Genomic DNA, 17,088 nt, shown 5'->3' with positions numbered 1-17,088 from the left:
TAAATTTATCACCGAGTTCAGTAACTACAGCCCCTGCACCTTTTAAATTATCTCGATTACCAAAATATTCAGAAAGTTCTAAAGCGTTTAGTATTTTATAAGTAGGATGGTAGTTAGAATTATAAGGTCTTTTGATGTTGTATTTTTTGACCCAGTTCATTACACTCACGTGAGAAACTCCTAGAATTCGTTCTATTTCGCGGTAAGTCAAGCCCTCTAGATATAATTGAAGCGCCTTGTTAACGTAGTAATCATCGATTTTTTTTCCTACTTTCTCAACACTAAAATAATAGCTGCATGCTTTACATTTATAACGTTGGCGATTGTTAACTATGCCACTTTTAATATTCTTATCACTTGAGCAATTAGGGCAAAATTTCATAAATATAATAATTTAGCATAAATATAGTAATTTAGCAGTAATTACGTTTTTTATAGAGATATCATTATTAGATGTTTATGAATAGTACTTGGTAACTATTCACAAAATATGTTTAAAGAATAGTTCTAAGATAAGTTATTGAATCTATGAACTTTACTATTATTTCAAGTAAAATAAGCTAGTTATTATTAAAATGATATTTTGATAACTTATTCTTGAATCTATAGTAACTACCTTTGAAATTTTGCGTTTAATTCATCCACTATTTTTGAGATTTCAAGGTCTTTTATGTGTTTGTCTATAATTTTGGCAGGCGCTTGTCTAACAGTGCAATCTGAGATAGAACAACGCTCACAGGTTACTCCGACTTCTCTTGTAGTGATATTGGAATCATTCAAAAAATTGATCTTCTGTTCTAATTGTTTGTTTAACAATAGCCCAATACTAACACTTCTGTATTTATTTTTAGTGAAAGGATCTGGAGTTGCCGAGGAAAAAACTAAGTATTTTTTCTTGACGTCAGGATAATACGAGAATTGAATATCGAATTCATGCTTTTTATTACTCAAACTTATATTATCAAGTGATTTTAACGAAACCCAACGTCTACAATAGTGCTCATGTACTTCATTGGCTTTAGGGGCATGATAGTGTGATAGGTGCAGTTCTTTTTCAAGCTCATAGCTTTTACTGTTCTTGAAATGCGAAAATCTAAGAAAAAAAAGATCTTTAATATTAAAGGCATGTGGTAATACGTTCGTCAAGCGCCTGTAAAAAGTTTCAGGCGAAGCATTAAAACTTTCTAAAGACTTTATGAAAAATTGCTTCTGAAATTTTTTCTTTTTAAAAATGACACGTAGTTTTTCAGTTAAGTTGTTTATCGGGATTACTAAAGCTCCCGCAAAATAAGATGCATAAAAATTATTTAAGACTTCATCAAAAATTTCAAATTTCACCCATGGAAAAGTATACAATCGCTTTTCAATGTTCATATAATTATAAGCTATTTCTTTAGCAAAAATAAATGTTCGCTGGGCTTCGTCAATATCATTGGCTAGAAGTAGCATTTTAGTTTTAGGAATAAAGATCGTCCTAAGACCAACAAGTGCTTTATAATCTGACAAACTATATTCATTAATACTGTAATGGTATTCTTTCATCAATATTTCCAGTAATTCATCAGAGTTGATAATATCATTAATGTCAAAATGATAGTCTTTACAGAACTGTTGCACTTTGGTTTCTATCGCATGAAAATAGTTGTTATTGGCTTCCTGAAAAGAGCGGACTGATGCTAAAAAAAAGCTCTCACGGCTTACATTGTAATGTTTAGTGATCTGTATGATCGTGCTAATAAAAGTATTAACCTTGATCGGAGCATTAGAAACAATATCTATAAGATCACTTTCTTGAATACCAAATAAGTCCAACGGAATTTCTTTGAGTATTCTAGAGCGCAATAACTCCCCCACCGGAGCAAGATTTTTGTCTAATTTAAGAGATACCAGCTGGTCATATGGCACTCCTAATTTTTCTGATAAGGTCAAAACCTTATCAGGCTTGGGATATTTTTTTCCTTTTTCAATTTCGTTAAGATAAGATTTTGAAAGTCCAGATAATTTCGATAATTCTAATAGCGAAAGGCTCTTTTCTGCTCTGATTTGCTTGAGCTTAAGTCCAAAAATAATTTTGATATACTCCTTTTCCATGGTAAATCAAATGTACTAAAATTTGAATATCTTCGTTAATAGCGAATAATTTTTATTAGCGAAAGTTCGCTAAAAGAAAAAAAATTTATATTATTGTACAATCAAAATAGCTTCATTATGGAAAATACAATTGAAAAACATCATCAAATCCGAGTGATCTCTGAGGCGAATGGGGAGTATCCCACAATTTTAAGCAGTAGTGCTTTAAGATTTATCACCTTACTTCATGAAAAGTTCAATGCAAAACGTTTACAACTTTTGTTAAATAGGGAAAATGAGCAAGAACTATTTGTCAAGGGTGACTTTCCACAATTCCCTGCTGAAACTAAACATATACGAGAAAGTAACTGGAAAGTGAAAGACATTCCCTGGGATCTTTTGGATCGAAGAGTAGAGATCACCGGGCCTGTTGATCGAAAAATGATTATTAATGCCCTAAACTCTAGAGCTAAAACATTTATGGCTGATTTTGAGGACAGTAATTCTCCTACTTGGGAAAACGTAATGAACGGTCAGCAAAATCTTCTTGATGCTAATATGCGTACCATCTCGCTGGTAGATAAGGTAAAAAATAAGTCTTACAGGCTTCATGAAAATCCTTCTGTGCTTTTAGTTAGACCTAGAGGTCTTCATTTAGAAGAGCGACACATATTAATAAATGAAGAGAACGCTTCAGGCTCTTTAATTGATTTTGGACTTTATGTGTTTCACAACGCACAAATCCTTATGGACAGAAATACCGCACCTTATTTTTATTTGCCAAAGTTAGAACATTATACTGAAGCGCGTTGGTGGAATGAAGTATTTACGTTTGCTGAAAATTATCTCAATATACCAACCGGCACTTTTAAAGCTACTGTGTTAATTGAGACAATCACGGCCAGTTTTCAATTAGATGAGATTATTTATGAGTTAAAAGAGCATATAGTAGGATTAAACTGCGGTCGATGGGATTATATCTTTTCATATATCAAAAAATTTAGGAATCATACGATTTTTTCTGTACCCAACAGAGATCAGGTTACTATGAGATCACCCTTTATGGATGCTTACTCAAAACTCGTAATTCAACGATGTCATAAAAGAGGAATCCTTGCAATTGGTGGAATGGCTGCGCAAATTCCTATCAAAGACAATCTACAAGCTAATAAGTCTGCATTCGAAAGTGTTAGGAAAGATAAGGAGCGAGAAGTTAAAAATGGTCACGATGGAACTTGGGTGGCACATCCTGCTCTTGTTGAAATCGCTATGTCAGAATTTAATAAGCATATGCGGTCGCAAAATCAATTGCATGTACTTAGAGAAGATGTAAATATTACTGCTAAGGATTTGATTGAAGTTCCTCAAGGAACTGTAACCGAGGATGGTATTAGAAAAAACATTAACGTAAGCATTCTCTATTTAGAAGCTTGGTTGAGGGGCCACGGTGCAGTAGCACTATATAATCTTATGGAAGATGCGGCGACAGCCGAGATATCCAGAACACAAGTTTGGCAATGGTTGAAAAATAATACGATACTACAAGACGGTCGAACGTTCAACGCTTCTCTCTACAAAGATCTTCTAAATGATGAAATCGAAAAAATCTTGAAAGAACATGGCGAACATACATTTGACCCGCAAACGTTGAATTTGGCAATTGAACTTTTTGACAATTTAGTAGTATCAGAAGAATTTCATGAATTTTTGACCCTTTCAGCGTATCAACATATATAAAAAAATAGTCTCGCAACTACTGCAATAGTCCGCGAGACCTAATTACTAATTTTAGAATAAAATAAATAATCAAACAATATCATGGAAAATTTAGCAAAGAGTAAATATAGTTCAGCATTAGAAACGGTCTTAGATTTAAAACAACGATTTGGCAAGACCTGGGACAGTATTAATCCAGAAAATGCAGCCAGAATGAATCTTCAAAATCAATTTAAAACTGGATTGGATATTGCAAAGTATACCGCAGCCCTCATGAGAAGAGATATGGCTCTGTATGATGCAGACCCTACTCAATACACCCAATCTTTAGGTTGCTGGCATGGATTTGTAGCGCAGCAAAAGATGATTGCAATTAAGAAGCATTACAATTCTACCAGTAAACGCTATTTGTATCTTTCTGGTTGGATGGTCGCTGCGTTAAGATCAGAGTTTGGTCCGTTACCGGATCAGTCTATGCATGAGAAAACTGTCGTGCCCGCTCTTATTAAAGAAATTTATGACTTTTTACGTCAAGCTGACGCTATTGAACTAAACGATTTGTTTCGAAGACAGAAAAACGGCGAGGACGTAAAGGCTCAAATTGATAATTTCGAAACGCATGTTGTGCCAATTATTGCAGACATTGACGCTGGATTTGGTAACGAGGAAGCTACTTATTTATTAGCAAAAAAAATGATTGAGGCTGGGGCTTGTGCCATTCAAATTGAGAATCAAGTTTCTGACGCTAAACAATGCGGACATCAAGATGGAAAAGTAACTGTTCCACATGAAGATTTTGTTGCCAAGTTAAACGCTGTTCGCTACGCTTTTTTAGAATTGGGTGTAGATGAGGGGGTTATTGTAGCGCGCACAGATTCTGAAGGTGCCGGTCTAACTCAAAAATTGCCAGTGAGTAAAGAAAAGGGCGATCTAGCTTCAAAATATCTAGCGTTTATAGAAGCTGAGCCAATAACTATTGAAAATGCAAAAGACGATGATATATTGCTTAAGCAAGATGGGCAGTTGGTTAGACCCGTAAGACTTCCTAATGGTTTATTTAAATTTAAAACAAATTCGAATATTGATCGTGTTGTATTGGATTGCATTACGAGTTTAGAAAATGGAGCCGATTTACTTTGGATAGAAACCCCCACGCCTGATATTAAACAAATAGCACATATGATTAATAAAATTCGAGAAAAGATTCCTAGCGCAAAATTGGTCTACAATAATTCTCCATCTTTTAATTGGACTCTTAATTTTAGAAATCAGGTTTTTCATGAGATGATGACAAATGGAGAAGATCTTTCGATCTACGATAGAGATAATCTAATTGATGCCAGATTTGATAATACAAAATTAGGTAGACTAGCCGATCAGCGAATTAAAAAATTTCAAAAAGAATCAGCGCAAAAGGCGGGAATATTTCATCACTTGATCACACTACCTACGTATCATACAACGGCGCTTCACATGAATGATCTTACAAAAGATTACTTTGGAGAGGATGGAATGCTGGCTTATGTAAAAAACGTGCAGCGTGAAGAGATCAGAAAAGGAGTGGACTGTGTTAAGCATCAACGCATGGCCGGATCAGACCTAGGAGATGATCATAAAACATTTTTTTCAGAGGATAATGCTTTAAAAGCAGGAGGTGAAAAAAACACGTCTAATCAGTTTGATATAAAAAACGTAAATAAAAGCGAAAAGCAAATGCTCAGAGCTTCTGCTTAACGGGCGCAATGAACGAGTCAAAAGAGGATACTACTGTATTCTCTTTTTTTATACCGTATTTTGTCATTTTGAAAATCATTTAAAAGTTCAATGCATTGACTCTCCACTAAGAACGACTGCTTTGTTCGATACTTTCACACAATCAATAGTTCATACGTATCTTATTTCTCAGGCAATGTTTACAATCTTTTCAATACGTTTACTTAAAACTTGAAATAAAAATGAGCTTTCCGTTCTTTATTAGTGTGGAGGTAAAAAAAACTTTATTTATTTGTGTATCTAAGTTTTAGACAACTATGATATTATTGCACTATAATAAAAGTAATAAAAAAACATTCTTAAAGTTTCTAAAAGGGATGATATTGACACTAACCTATGATTAACAATACCATATGCCTGCGTGCTTTATGGGTATGCACATTGATGTGTACAGCTATTTCTCTCAAGGCGCAAGAGGCTGAAACTCTTCCGGAAGAATCCATCTACAAAGATCCGGTATCAAAATATTGGATCAACACCTACGGAAACATTCGTGTTTCAAAAAAGCTTTTTTGGGTGGCACAAACTCATTTTAGATTTCAGGAAACCGAGGATGTACCCTTTGCAGGACAAGTAGCCCAAGTCTATAATCGTCATGCGCTGGGATATATTTATGACGAAAAAACCAACTTTGCATTGGGCGGTGTGCTACGATTAAATGCAAATACGAATGAAGAAGATGATGATAAAAGCCTGATCCCAGAATGGCGAATTTGGCACCAATATCAATTTGCCAGTAAGGTTGGTAGAGCGGTGATGTATAATAGGTTTAGAATTGAACATCGCTGGTCAAAAGATTTTGAAGAGGATAGCCAGTTTATCTTTAGAAATCGATGGCGTTATATGTTTCGATTAAAGATTCCTATCAATAAGCCTAAGATTACCTCTAAAGTATTTTATGTCGCACCCGAAGCTGAAATCATTATGCAAAGTGGCGAACCTGTCGTGGCAAGTCCATTAGAAGATTTACGGCTACACACTAGTTTTGGGTATATTTTCTCTCCTCAACTCACAGTCGCTACAGGATTAATGTATAATTTGGGACAAACACTCGATAATGGCGGTATTTACAAACAGGGCTGGACGATACGCATGCATTTGTACTTCTCGCCAGACTTTAGAAAAACTGAAAATAAATTACCCGAAGTTCACTTTAGGGATTAATGTTAAGTATTATGGCTGCAAAAAAAACTATCCTAGTACCTGTTTTAGCGTTAAGCACTCTCGTCGCCAGTGCTTGTGCTATCTATTTTGGTCTTAAAGCAAGTGAGGTTGATATGGTTCAATCTAAAAGCAACAAAGAAGAAATCATAACAAACCAAATAGAGAAAGAATCTGTCGCTAAGGTGGATTCTCTTTTTTTTAATGGTAATTATAAGGAAGCCGCACAATTGGCCCGTGAACTAAAACAAGGTCAACATTTTAGTAACGATAATTCATTAGCCTTACGAATTCGCATGGCCAATTCCCTTATGAAAATGGGAGGTGCAAACTCCTCATTAAGAGATCGATTTAATGAAAATGGAGATTCTATATCTGACTCTTTGAAGATAAAAACCCAAGAGGACTCACTCATCAATTTATTAAAAGATTCGCGAATTGAAGTGGCGCGTTTAAAACAACGTCTTAGAAAAAATCCCGCGAGTGATTATCTCTCTTTTAAAACCTCTAAAGGCACGTTACTTCATTATGTAGGAGCGGTAGAAAATGAGCAGGCCAATGGTTTTGGAATTGCTTTATTAGAAACGGGGAGCAGGTATGAAGGGCAATGGAAGAATAATCAACGCCATGGGTATGGCAAATTCTTTTGGGATGACGGCGAACAGTATGAAGGGGAGTATAAAAACGATAAGCGGGAAGGTCTAGGAACTTATTACTGGGATAATGGTGAAAAATACGTGGGAGAATGGAAAGATGATCGCCGCAATGGAGAAGGTAAATTTTATAATCGCCGTGGAAAACTTAAGACCTCAGGAATTTGGAAAGATGATAAATTGGTAGAAGAAAAGTAGACAACCTTTGGATGTTCAAATTGCTCAAGAGCAGTCTGTAAAATTTATCGAACTTATTTGTCGAATAAAGATGAACAACCGCGGATATCTCACACTTAATTCTCAGGAAAATTCGTTTTGCAGTCCATAAATTTATAACCGATTAATAGTACAAATCAATCTAGTTATATTTGTATATGGTTAAAATCAAATCATATAATTCACTAGCAGCACTTTATGATGATAACGAAGTGGCAAAACCTATAGAGCAAGCCATAGATTTTACTATTCATAGAATGGAAGAGGTGCATCCTAATCCAGTAATCTCACCAGTTTTTAGAGCAAACTATTTTTCGTTTTTGGTGATTAGAACTGGTGAGAGTTTCTATACTATTGACAGCCATAAGTTTGATGTAACTGCTAATACATTATATTTTACTAATCCCGGACATCTAAAATCCTTTGGGATAAAAAGTGTGGTGAAGGGCTTTATCATTACTACAAGTGAACAATTTTTAAAAGAAAATGTCAATAATGATGTCTTTAGTGAGTTTCAGTTCTTGCTTTCAGAAACCGTTCCACCTACCCAATTAACAGATTCTCAGCTGGAACGATTGCTCAGCTTTTGTGAACAACTAGAAACGGCTTATACTAATACATCTATCCTAAAGGATAAAATTCTGAGTTCACTATTTGTAGTTTTTCTGCTTAATATAAAAGAAATTTTGATGGCCAATGAGCAATTTGTTATAGCCCTTGATCGCGACAGTGAAATTGTACAACGGTTCAAAACAGATTTAGAACGTGTATTTCGGTCTAAAAAGTTACATCAAGATGAAATAAAGGTTTCCGCTTTCGCGGAAGCACAATTACTTAATGCTGCCTATTTTTCTACAGTTATTAAAACTAAAACAGGTCAAACAGCAAGCCATTGGATTCAACAAAAATTGGTGGAAGAGTCCAAAGCATTACTTAAAAATTCTACACAAACCATAAAAAGTATAGCGTATAAATTGGGATACAGTGAGCCAACGCACTTTACAAAATTCTTCAAAAAGGCTACTCAAACCACTCCGCGGCAATACAGAAGGTCGATTTCCTAAAAGTTCGTCGTTTTTCCTATAAATCGCGCCTTTAATTAGGCGTAGAATGTTTACATCTTTGTATCAAACAAACAAATAAAAAAAACTATTATGGAAATTACGAAAAACAAAATCGCATTAGTAACCGGCGGAAGCCGGGGATTAGGAAGAGATATGGCTTTATGTATTGCTGATAAAGGTGTAGACGTTGTAATAACATTCAATTCTAACAAAACGGCTGCGCAAGATGTCGTGAACTTAATTCAAGAAAAAGGCCGCAAAGCAGTTGCTTTACAGCTGGCAGTTGAAGACAGTAAATCTTTTACGCGATTTAAAAGTGACTTAGAACATTCTCTTAAAAATACGTTTGAAACCACACACATTAACTATCTCGTCAACAATGCCGGGATTGGAATACACGCAAATATTGCTGACACCACATTGGATCAATTAGATACCTTATACGACATACATTTAAAAGGACCATTTTTTCTTACTCAGGAATTACTTCCTCTGCTTGCTGATGGTGGTGGAATTGTAAATGTATCCACAGGGTTGACGCGATTTGCTCTACCCGGATACGGAGCATATGCTGCGATGAAAGGAGCCATGGAAGTCTTCACAAAATACCTTGCCAAAGAACTTGGCAATCGTAAAATCAACGCCAATATTGTGGCTCCTGGTGCTATTGCTACTGATTTTGGTGGTGGAGTGGTTCGTGATAATGAAGAGGTGAATGACTACATCAGTTCTACCATAGCCTTAGGGCGCGTGGGTGAAGCTTATGATATAGGTGGTGTGGTTGCTTTTTTATGTACAGATGAGGCAAAATGGATTAATGCACAGCGTATTGAAATCTCCGGAGGACAAAGTATTTAAAAGCGTCATTCATAAAACCCTGAAGCATTAACGCCTCAGGGTTTTTCAATCATGGTTATTTCCTACTTTTAATAGAAAAACTGTTCCGATAGGATTTTTGCGTTTTCAACCCTGTAAACGATAATCTCATCTAAGGGCCATTTGTTACCGTCTTTCAATATCACTGTCATCTTGTATGGAATTGCGATGTAATTTTTGGCAACGATAGCATCACCCACTTCTAGACCTTCTGCACCAGCAATATTTTCTTGCATTGCTTTATCTTTTGCTCTAATCGCTTCTAGGCCTTTTACATCTGCAAAATGCTCAGATTGCGGTTCGATGTGATGCGCATCTTCGTGAAAGAGTTCTTCATAAACGGTTTCAAATTTTCCTTCTCTTAAAAGGCTTACCAATCTATTTGCTACTTCTTGATTTGTCATTTTATTTCTGTTTTTAATTTTATTTAAATTGACCATTCTCAAATGTTGACAAATAACCATTATTTTGTTTTCAAAACGGTTGCCTTCGGATATTTATCCTTAATTTCTTTGTACTTATCCGTACCGCCTGTAACACGTTCTCCTGTTTCAATGTAATGTTTGAGGCCTACTAGCGTACCGGACATCTGTTTTTTAAATCCTCCTTTTGCAATAAAGCCTAAAATTGCTGGTTTTGTGCGAAATTGAAATTCGTAAGATGCTGTAGATGTACCATCTCCATTATTTCTTACGCGATAAAACGCTTGGGAATTATCAAAATTTAATGGCAGTTTTGCGCCGTCAAAAACGACATTTCGCATGACCATATTTTCCCTGTCTATTTCTACAATGCGTTCGTGAGACCATTGTGTTCCTTTTTCGTTGAAGTTGCACTTTCGCTTAGCGCCTACTTCTCCTTTTAGAGAACCGTTTGTGTATTCAGAAGTGTAGATGTAAGGAGAAAAATTTGATATTTCTCCGTAATCCAACACCATTGCTTCCCACACACGTTCTGCTGGTGCATTAATTTTCATTTCTACTTTTACGGTGCGGAAACTCTTTTCCATATTTTGTGCTGTTGCTACTGTGCTGAAAAGCGCCAGAACGGCAACTGCAACTACTGATTTTATTGTTTTATTCATCTTCATTTAATTTTAAAAAGTTATGCGGCTTTTTTGCCTTTTTTCTTGAAATATTTTGCGTCAGAATTGATTTTTACTTCAGATTGTTTTCCAGTTTCGATATAATATTTTAAATCCTCAAGGGTTTGGTAAATATCCTTTCGCATTTTTGGCCTGATCATCCATCCCATCAACAATGCTGGTATGGTTGCAAGTGTGACGTCTAAGTCCATTGTTACCTCTGATGCGTTAATGCTTGTTGGTTTAACCTTCCATTTTGCAGTCGCTGCCTTCATTATAAAAGGTGTGTCATCCAGGTGGTATTGTAGTTCCATCTTTTCTTCATCGGCTCTGTCAATGATTTCACTCACATCTCCAAAAACTGTTGAACAGGTTCTGCCTATGTAATCGCTACCGGCTACTTCACGTTCTTTAGACTCGTTAACCGTACTTGCCCAATGGCAGGCATCTCCATAATTGGTATAGAGCACTTCCCAAACTTTGCTGGCAGGTGCGTTTACTTGAAGGGTTTTGTTAATTTTCATTATTTTCTAAGTATTTATTTGCTTTCGCGAAAGCGTAATCTTCATTGCTTTTTGCGTTATTGTTTATACTTAGATTCAGAATATGTAATGGTGTGACAACTTTAGCCGAGAAATCCCATAAAAAAACCTGAACAAACGTCCAGGTATTTCGAATATAGGGTGACTATAAAATTATTACCAAGCGATATAGCTGGGTGCTTTTATTCCTTTCATTCGCAGATGAACGATTGCTTGAGCACGGTGATGTGTACAGTGATTAAAAACGATATTCAAAATCTTTCTACGACTCATCCGGCCAGCCCAAAAGGATGTGGTTTCTTCAAAATAAGACGCATCTTTGGTTTCAGCAGCCTCACTTAGCGCATTGTATTGCTTCTTGAGATAAGTGATAATAGCATCCTTATCATTCGTATTTGCGGGCTGCGGCACTGTCTGGAAATCCAAAGCTGAGTTTCCTATGTAGGCCATTCCCTCTCCTATGTGTACCATTTGCTCCCCAAAAGAACGAACGTCTTCTGTGGGCTTATAGCTATAGGATGATTCTGGCATTTTTTGGGCTACATCAATTGTATATTCCAGACTGTTTTTCCACTTCTTTGAAAATTCTTTCTTAAACGATGATTGTTGCGCTGTCATAGGCATCCAAGAGGTACATAATAAGGTTAGTATTGCAGCTATCTTTTTAGTCAATTTCATTAGTTCAATTTCATTAAATTCTTAATATGGTCATCATTTACGATGTCTGCCAAAAAAGTCTTTTTATCAAAATCTTTTTTATAAGGCAACTGCCCATAGAGTTCTGCATATTTGTCATCAATGATTTCCATCATATCATCGGCATCTCCTTTTATTTCATTTTTAAACTTAGAAAACTCTTCACGATTAAATAGTAGATTTTTACTATCAATTACTTTATTGTTTAAAGCAAAAGTTACCTTTTTATGACATCTGCAAGGATTTGATTTATTCACAAGCCCACATTTTTCATTCATAAAATTAAAGATGTCCTTACGCGCTCTTGATAAACGCTGTCTGAAATTGTCTTTTGAAATTTCAAGTATTTCAGAACCCAGATTATGGTCAGCATTAAACATCTCTCCCAATATATAAACTAATCGTTGCTCTCTAGTCAGGCAAAGTAACATACCGCTCATACAGCTGTAGTTCATTTCTTTGATGAACTCTTTATTTTCCTTTTGTTCCTGTTCAGTTAGTGAATGGTCTGGTGTCATATCGAGACCTTGCGCCATTTTATCGAAGCTCTCAAAAACAGACTCATTAGGGCGTCGTTTGGACATTAAGAAATGATTTGCCACTATTCGATACGCCCAAGTTCTAAACGAACTTTTACCCTGAAACTGAGCAAGGGTTGTAATAATTTTTATCGTAGCCTCTTGAGTTAGGTCTTCGGCATCAGAAGGATGACGCACCATTTTCCAAGCGACGTTATAGATATAGGGCTGATGTTTGAGAATGAGGTCTTCCAGCGCTTTTTTGTTGCCATTTTGCGCTTCTTCTACTAATTGTATATCAGTTTTGTCGCTTCTATATTCTTTTAAGAAAGGATTGTCCATAGAAATGTCTTTTTACTTAGATGCAGCTATTTGGAATATGTGACAACTTTTAGAAAAATCATTTGTAACATAAGTTGTCGACGTTCTTTCTTCAATAAATCTAGGTATCAATATATAAGAATCTTAAATTACATCATATAAAATTACTTTAATTCCGAGTAAAAGGCATCAGAAGTATCTTAAAAGCTTTTTTTTATATGAGCGTTAATTTTAAGAATTCAATCCTCATAGTTTGCGACAACAGGATCAAGGGTGATAGTTAAACAACTACAAACCAGAACCTTTATCAAGTTGATTATTTGCAGAATAATCTGATTCTAATTAAAACGCCTCATCCAAAAATTCCACAACCGCATTGATATACTCATCTGGTGCTTCTTCCTGGATATAATGTCCGGCATTAGGCACAATAGTAATTCTATTTTGTGGTACAGCAAATTGAGCTTCATAGCGCGCTGCCACAATATTGACATCGAAAAAGGCGTCATCTTGTCCCCAGATAATGGCAACGGGTTTATTAAAGTTTTGTAATAATTCATCTGTTCCTGATGGATCTCCTAAAATACCACCAATAGTTTTAAAAAAGTCAATGTAAGCTTGAGATGCACCCTCGTTAATGGGAATCGTGTAGGCTTCCAAAAATTCGTCAGTGATGAGCGCATCATTGGTAAGACCCATTATTAGAAATTCATTAGTGGTGAATTCTGCAAACTCATAATTATTTAATTGGGACCATACTTCTTCTGGAGTGGCTTGTCCTGAAAATATTTGGGCATTAGTAGCACTAGGTGTAACACCTTCGAACCAAACTGAAGTGTCGGCAACGATAAGTCCATCAATTCTCGATGTATCTTGTTTCATCATTTCAGTGCCTATGACACCGCCAATGTCGTGAAGTCCTAATACGAAATTATCGATATTAAGAGCATCTGCGAACTCGTACATCCGTGTGGCCTGAGCACTTAGCGTATACAAACCTGCTGTTTGTGGTTTATCGCTGGCGCCAAAACCTAAGAAATCAGGTGCAATCACTCTGTAACCACTCTGAGATGCTATTTGCTCTGCAACGTTTCTATAAAGAAATGATGATGTAGGAATCCCGTGAAATAGAATCAACACTTCACCATTAGTCGGACCATATTCTAAATATGCCATTGTATTACCGGATACTTCAACAGAATTTAGGTTAGCCCTATGCTGTAAAAGGAGTTGGTTTTCATTACCCGCATTATTGTCATCGTCGTCACTACAGGAAATTACGGCAAATGCACTGACTAGGATGATTATAAGACTTCGTAAGTTGTTTATTTTATTTTTCATTCTTTTGAATTTTCACTTTTACTATTGTAGCTATTTAGTAACTGAAATTTGCTAGCATTCCGCTTTCGCGAAAGCGGAATCATTATTTTAATCTATTTTGATGATAACCTTACCTTTTTGAACACCAGATTTCAGGTATTGATAAGCTTGTATTGTTTGTTCCAGCATAAAAACCTTGTCTAAAACAGGCCAATATTTCTTGTTTTTTAAACCGTCCAATATTTCTTTTTTGGCTTCTTCGAATATTCTGGGCTTTCTGAATAAATGAAAAACTACGTGAAAACTCGTCAGTTTTAAATTCTTCATTACCAAAGGAAAAAACGGGATTTGTGGAACTTCCATAGATAAAAGACCTCCAGCAATAATGGTTGCCTCAGTTGCGGCCGCGTTTGCAAGTTCCGCAGTAAAGTCTCCTAACACGAAGTCTATTGCAATATCAAATCCATCTTCATTTGTATATTCAAAGATTTTTTCTGTTAAGTTTTCAGTATCCGTATGAATTATAAAATCTGCTCCATTTTCTTTTAGAAAATCATCCTTTGTATCTTTTCTAGATGTTGCTATTACAGTTGCTCCATATCTTTTTGCCATTTGTATAATAGCAGCACCTATGGCGCTACTTGCGGCAGTCACCACAACTTTTTGATTCGCATTTTCTTTGAGACCACCGTTGATAACCAATGCACAATAGGCCGTGGACAACGACATCCAAATGGATGCAGCTTCAGTATAATCCAACCCTTCTGGGATGCTTACTACGGCTTCCTTTGGTGCCACTATATAGTTACCTAAAACACCATATTCATTCGGTAGCATATTTGGGGTAACGCAAACTTTATCGCCAATTTTGAAATCGGTAACATTCTTACCAACGCTATGAATAATACCTGCTCCTTCTGTTCCAATTTTAGAGGGGAATTCTGGCTGTATCACGTAAACTCCACTCATATACATATGTTCGGAACGATTGAGTCCGGCTGCTTTCATTTGTACGATAACTTCATCCTGACCAGGAATAGGAATCGCCTCGTTTATGGATTTAAGACTTTCCGGACCTTCAGCCTTGTTAAATTTTATGATAGTGTTCATAGAATTAAGATTAAAACAAAGAGGATGCTACAAACATCCTCTTTGACAACTATTACTTTGCAGCTACGGCCATATTACCCGTCCATTCTTGAATTGCGCCATCCATAAACGCAATAAATTGTTCTTCTGTCATTTGAGGATTTTCTACAAAAGACTCGTAATTAGACCACCATACAATCATACTCTTGTTATAGCCAAGGTCGACGACTTTAAAGTTATTGACCATATTTTTTGTCGGCGTACCTTCTACGATAGCATACGAGTAACTACGTTTATCATCATCAAACGCAATAATATTTTCTTTGAAAAATCCAGATTTGTCTGGTGTATAGCATACACGTGTGGCACCTGCTTGGTTTCCACCTTCGAGTGTTAAGCTTCCTATAAGCGACGAATGGTCTGCCACGGCATCAAGGTCGCGCACAACTTCCCATACGGCATCTACACTTTTGTTTACGATTTTAGTTTTAACTAGCCTAGCGTCTGGGTTTTGTGCATTCAATTGATTAAAACCGAATACCAACACTACGGCTATTAATAGGTTCACCATATTTACTTTTTTCATTTTACTTGTTTTTAATTATTATTTAGATTTTGCTTTCTGGGAAGTGACTAAGATTCCCAATTCATTTTGAATGGTCTCTAGCTCACTAACACATTTAGGGTTCTTTAAGTCGTTCCAATAAAACCACTGTAGTTTTTCTTTCTCGCGAAGTTGTTCTGGTACACAAGACACATAAATTCCACAACGCACAATGTACATCAGGGCGCGATTGCCTTTCTTACCAATTAATGTGTTATAGCGTTCGTACAATTCCTCAGCACTTTGAAACTTTAGGTCGCTTATCGAGTGAATTCCAATACGCCATAAAATACTGGCTAGTTTATCGCCTATACGTGGCAGGGTTTTTAACTCTTTGATGCCATCTTCACGATTGAAAGTCATTTAGCTTACTTTCTTGAGTTCTTGTTTGGTGATTTTTCGTCCTGTCTTAAGATAATGCTCCAATCCGTTTAGGAAATTCTCTGTTCCTTCAGTCATCTTCGGCTTTACCATTATCGGATTCATTATCTTACCCATCAACCCTTTAGTTTCATAGTGAAATGTAAAGGAAACATTAGTGCGATTGCCTACTTCGGTTAGCGTGATAACACCACCCATATTCTTAATTGGTGGTAGTTTAGCGCCGTCATAAATCTCAATGACCATTTTTTCGTTGGGAATATATTCCGTGATTCGTTCTTCAAATGAACCAAAAGGTGCCAGGTCGCAGTGTCTTTGTGCTGCTAAACCTGTTTTTTTGTCAGAAGATGTACTATAAGAATCCTTTAATCCTGGGTTCCAAATGTGGATATTGTCAAAGTCATCCAATACTGCCCAAACTTCTTCCTTTAAAAAGGGCATTGTAAGTGTTGCGGTTATTTTTTCCATTCATTTTGAGATAAATTACCGTCTACATTAAAGCAGACGGTATTTAGTTTATAATTATGCATTTGCAAATTCTGCAAGGCTTACTGCGGCCATTTGATAGATTCCCTCAATGTTTTTCTTTATTTCAGGAAAAGCTGGCTCATTTTCTTCAGAGATTTCAAAATCAACATCCCAATGCATCGTGGTATTGTCTCCATTTTCTCTTAGGGTAATGGTCCCTTCAATATCGCTTATAGGCATAAAATCTTGCTTGTCGATACTGTATTTAAAGACTTTATTTTCGGCATCGGCCTGAATAGTTTCATATAAAGTGGCACCTTCTGGTGTGGTACAAACGCGTTTGTTACCTTCTACAGAACAGGTTTCAATAATAGGCATCCATTTGTCCATATGGGTTCCTGGCTCCACTTTTGCCCATACTTTAGCTAATGGCGCATTGACTTGATTTACGGTTTCAATTCTTTTTTTCATTGTTTAAGATTTAAATTAGGATTAATTATATAGATTGGTCTGTCTAATTGAATAGTAAAAAAATA

Annotated in this window: 18 protein-coding genes and 2 pseudogenes; 6 read left to right on the top strand and 14 right to left on the bottom strand. The window is 36.1% G+C overall.

Going from position 1 to position 17,088, the window contains the following annotated elements:
• Positions 1–139: 139 nt before the first annotated feature.
• The 3 genes and pseudogenes from ABD000_RS14065 to ABD000_RS12970 all read right to left on the bottom strand — a co-directional run.
• Positions 140–238, bottom strand: a pseudogene (locus ABD000_RS14065) (helix-turn-helix domain-containing protein); the annotation flags it as partial.
• Between the two features lie 54 nt (positions 239–292).
• Positions 293–382, bottom strand: a pseudogene (locus ABD000_RS14060) (transposase-like zinc-binding domain-containing protein); the annotation flags it as partial.
• Between the two features lie 230 nt (positions 383–612).
• A complete protein-coding gene (locus tag ABD000_RS12970; protein ID WP_343768351.1) occupies positions 613–2,091 on the bottom strand; it encodes a helix-turn-helix domain-containing protein in 1,479 nt (492 codons plus the stop codon).
• A 117-nt stretch (positions 2,092–2,208) separates the two neighbouring features.
• Between ABD000_RS12970 and aceB the strand changes: the two genes are divergently transcribed.
• From aceB to ABD000_RS12940, 6 genes are all read left to right on the top strand, one after another.
• Positions 2,209–3,807: a malate synthase A gene (gene aceB, locus ABD000_RS12965; RefSeq protein ID WP_343768348.1), complete on the top strand. Its 1,599-nt coding sequence runs from the start codon at positions 2,209–2,211 to the stop codon at positions 3,805–3,807.
• Positions 3,808–3,888: 81 nt separating this feature from the next.
• Positions 3,889–5,520, top strand: coding sequence for an isocitrate lyase (locus ABD000_RS12960; protein ID WP_343768344.1), 1,632 nt, complete (start codon positions 3,889–3,891; stop codon positions 5,518–5,520).
• Positions 5,521–5,895: 375 nt separating this feature from the next.
• The gene (locus ABD000_RS12955) at positions 5,896–6,723 is read left to right on the top strand and encodes a DUF2490 domain-containing protein (RefSeq protein ID WP_343768341.1); all 828 of its coding nucleotides are present in this window, start codon (positions 5,896–5,898) and stop codon (positions 6,721–6,723) included.
• 11 nt (positions 6,724–6,734) lie between these two features.
• Positions 6,735–7,571 (top strand): MORN repeat-containing protein, encoded by an 837-nt coding sequence (locus ABD000_RS12950; protein WP_343768339.1) that lies wholly within the window; start codon positions 6,735–6,737, stop codon positions 7,569–7,571.
• Between the two features lie 176 nt (positions 7,572–7,747).
• Positions 7,748–8,653, top strand: a complete 906-nt coding sequence (locus tag ABD000_RS12945; protein WP_343768336.1) for a helix-turn-helix domain-containing protein — start codon at positions 7,748–7,750, stop codon at positions 8,651–8,653.
• Positions 8,654–8,743: 90 nt separating this feature from the next.
• A complete protein-coding gene (locus ABD000_RS12940) occupies positions 8,744–9,511 on the top strand; it encodes an SDR family NAD(P)-dependent oxidoreductase (RefSeq protein ID WP_343768335.1) in 768 nt (255 codons plus the stop codon).
• A gap of 68 nt (positions 9,512–9,579) precedes the next feature.
• Here ABD000_RS12940 and ABD000_RS12935 read toward each other — a convergent pair whose 3' ends face one another.
• The 11 genes from ABD000_RS12935 to ABD000_RS12885 all read right to left on the bottom strand — a co-directional run bounded on the left by ABD000_RS12935 (position 9,580) and on the right by ABD000_RS12885 (position 17,023).
• Positions 9,580–9,933: a SnoaL-like domain-containing protein gene (locus ABD000_RS12935; RefSeq protein WP_343768334.1), complete on the bottom strand. Its 354-nt coding sequence runs from the start codon at positions 9,931–9,933 to the stop codon at positions 9,580–9,582.
• Between the two features lie 59 nt (positions 9,934–9,992).
• A complete protein-coding gene (locus tag ABD000_RS12930; RefSeq protein ID WP_343768332.1) occupies positions 9,993–10,613 on the bottom strand; it encodes an SRPBCC family protein in 621 nt (206 codons plus the stop codon).
• 20 nt (positions 10,614–10,633) lie between these two features.
• Positions 10,634–11,137: an SRPBCC family protein gene (locus tag ABD000_RS12925; protein ID WP_343768329.1), complete on the bottom strand. Its 504-nt coding sequence runs from the start codon at positions 11,135–11,137 to the stop codon at positions 10,634–10,636.
• A gap of 174 nt (positions 11,138–11,311) precedes the next feature.
• Positions 11,312–11,833: a DinB family protein gene (locus ABD000_RS12920; protein WP_343768324.1), complete on the bottom strand. Its 522-nt coding sequence runs from the start codon at positions 11,831–11,833 to the stop codon at positions 11,312–11,314.
• Complete coding sequence (locus tag ABD000_RS12915) at positions 11,833–12,711, bottom strand: RNA polymerase sigma factor (RefSeq protein ID WP_343768321.1); 879 nt, start codon at positions 12,709–12,711, stop codon at positions 11,833–11,835. Before ABD000_RS12915 ends, ABD000_RS12920 begins: the two co-directional genes overlap by 1 nt.
• A gap of 321 nt (positions 12,712–13,032) precedes the next feature.
• On the bottom strand, positions 13,033–14,031 hold the full coding sequence (locus tag ABD000_RS12910) for an alpha/beta fold hydrolase (protein ID WP_343768318.1): 999 nt from the start codon (positions 14,029–14,031) through the stop codon (positions 13,033–13,035).
• A gap of 87 nt (positions 14,032–14,118) precedes the next feature.
• Positions 14,119–15,120: a zinc-binding dehydrogenase gene (locus ABD000_RS12905; RefSeq protein ID WP_343768315.1), complete on the bottom strand. Its 1,002-nt coding sequence runs from the start codon at positions 15,118–15,120 to the stop codon at positions 14,119–14,121.
• A 52-nt stretch (positions 15,121–15,172) separates the two neighbouring features.
• Complete coding sequence (locus ABD000_RS12900; RefSeq protein ID WP_343768312.1) at positions 15,173–15,685, bottom strand: SRPBCC family protein; 513 nt, start codon at positions 15,683–15,685, stop codon at positions 15,173–15,175.
• Between the two features lie 18 nt (positions 15,686–15,703).
• Positions 15,704–16,066 (bottom strand): helix-hairpin-helix domain-containing protein, encoded by a 363-nt coding sequence (locus ABD000_RS12895; protein WP_343768310.1) that lies wholly within the window; start codon positions 16,064–16,066, stop codon positions 15,704–15,706.
• Entirely contained in the window at positions 16,067–16,552 is a 486-nt protein-coding gene (locus ABD000_RS12890; RefSeq protein WP_343768307.1) for an SRPBCC family protein, read from the bottom strand.
• Between the two features lie 54 nt (positions 16,553–16,606).
• Positions 16,607–17,023: an SRPBCC family protein gene (locus ABD000_RS12885; RefSeq protein WP_343768304.1), complete on the bottom strand. Its 417-nt coding sequence runs from the start codon at positions 17,021–17,023 to the stop codon at positions 16,607–16,609.
• Positions 17,024–17,088: the final 65 nt, after the last annotated feature.

Source organism: Gangjinia marincola (assembly GCF_039523415.1).
GTDB lineage: Bacteria > Bacteroidota > Bacteroidia > Flavobacteriales > Flavobacteriaceae > Gangjinia > Gangjinia marincola.
This window is presented reverse-complemented; position numbering and strand designations above follow the sequence as displayed.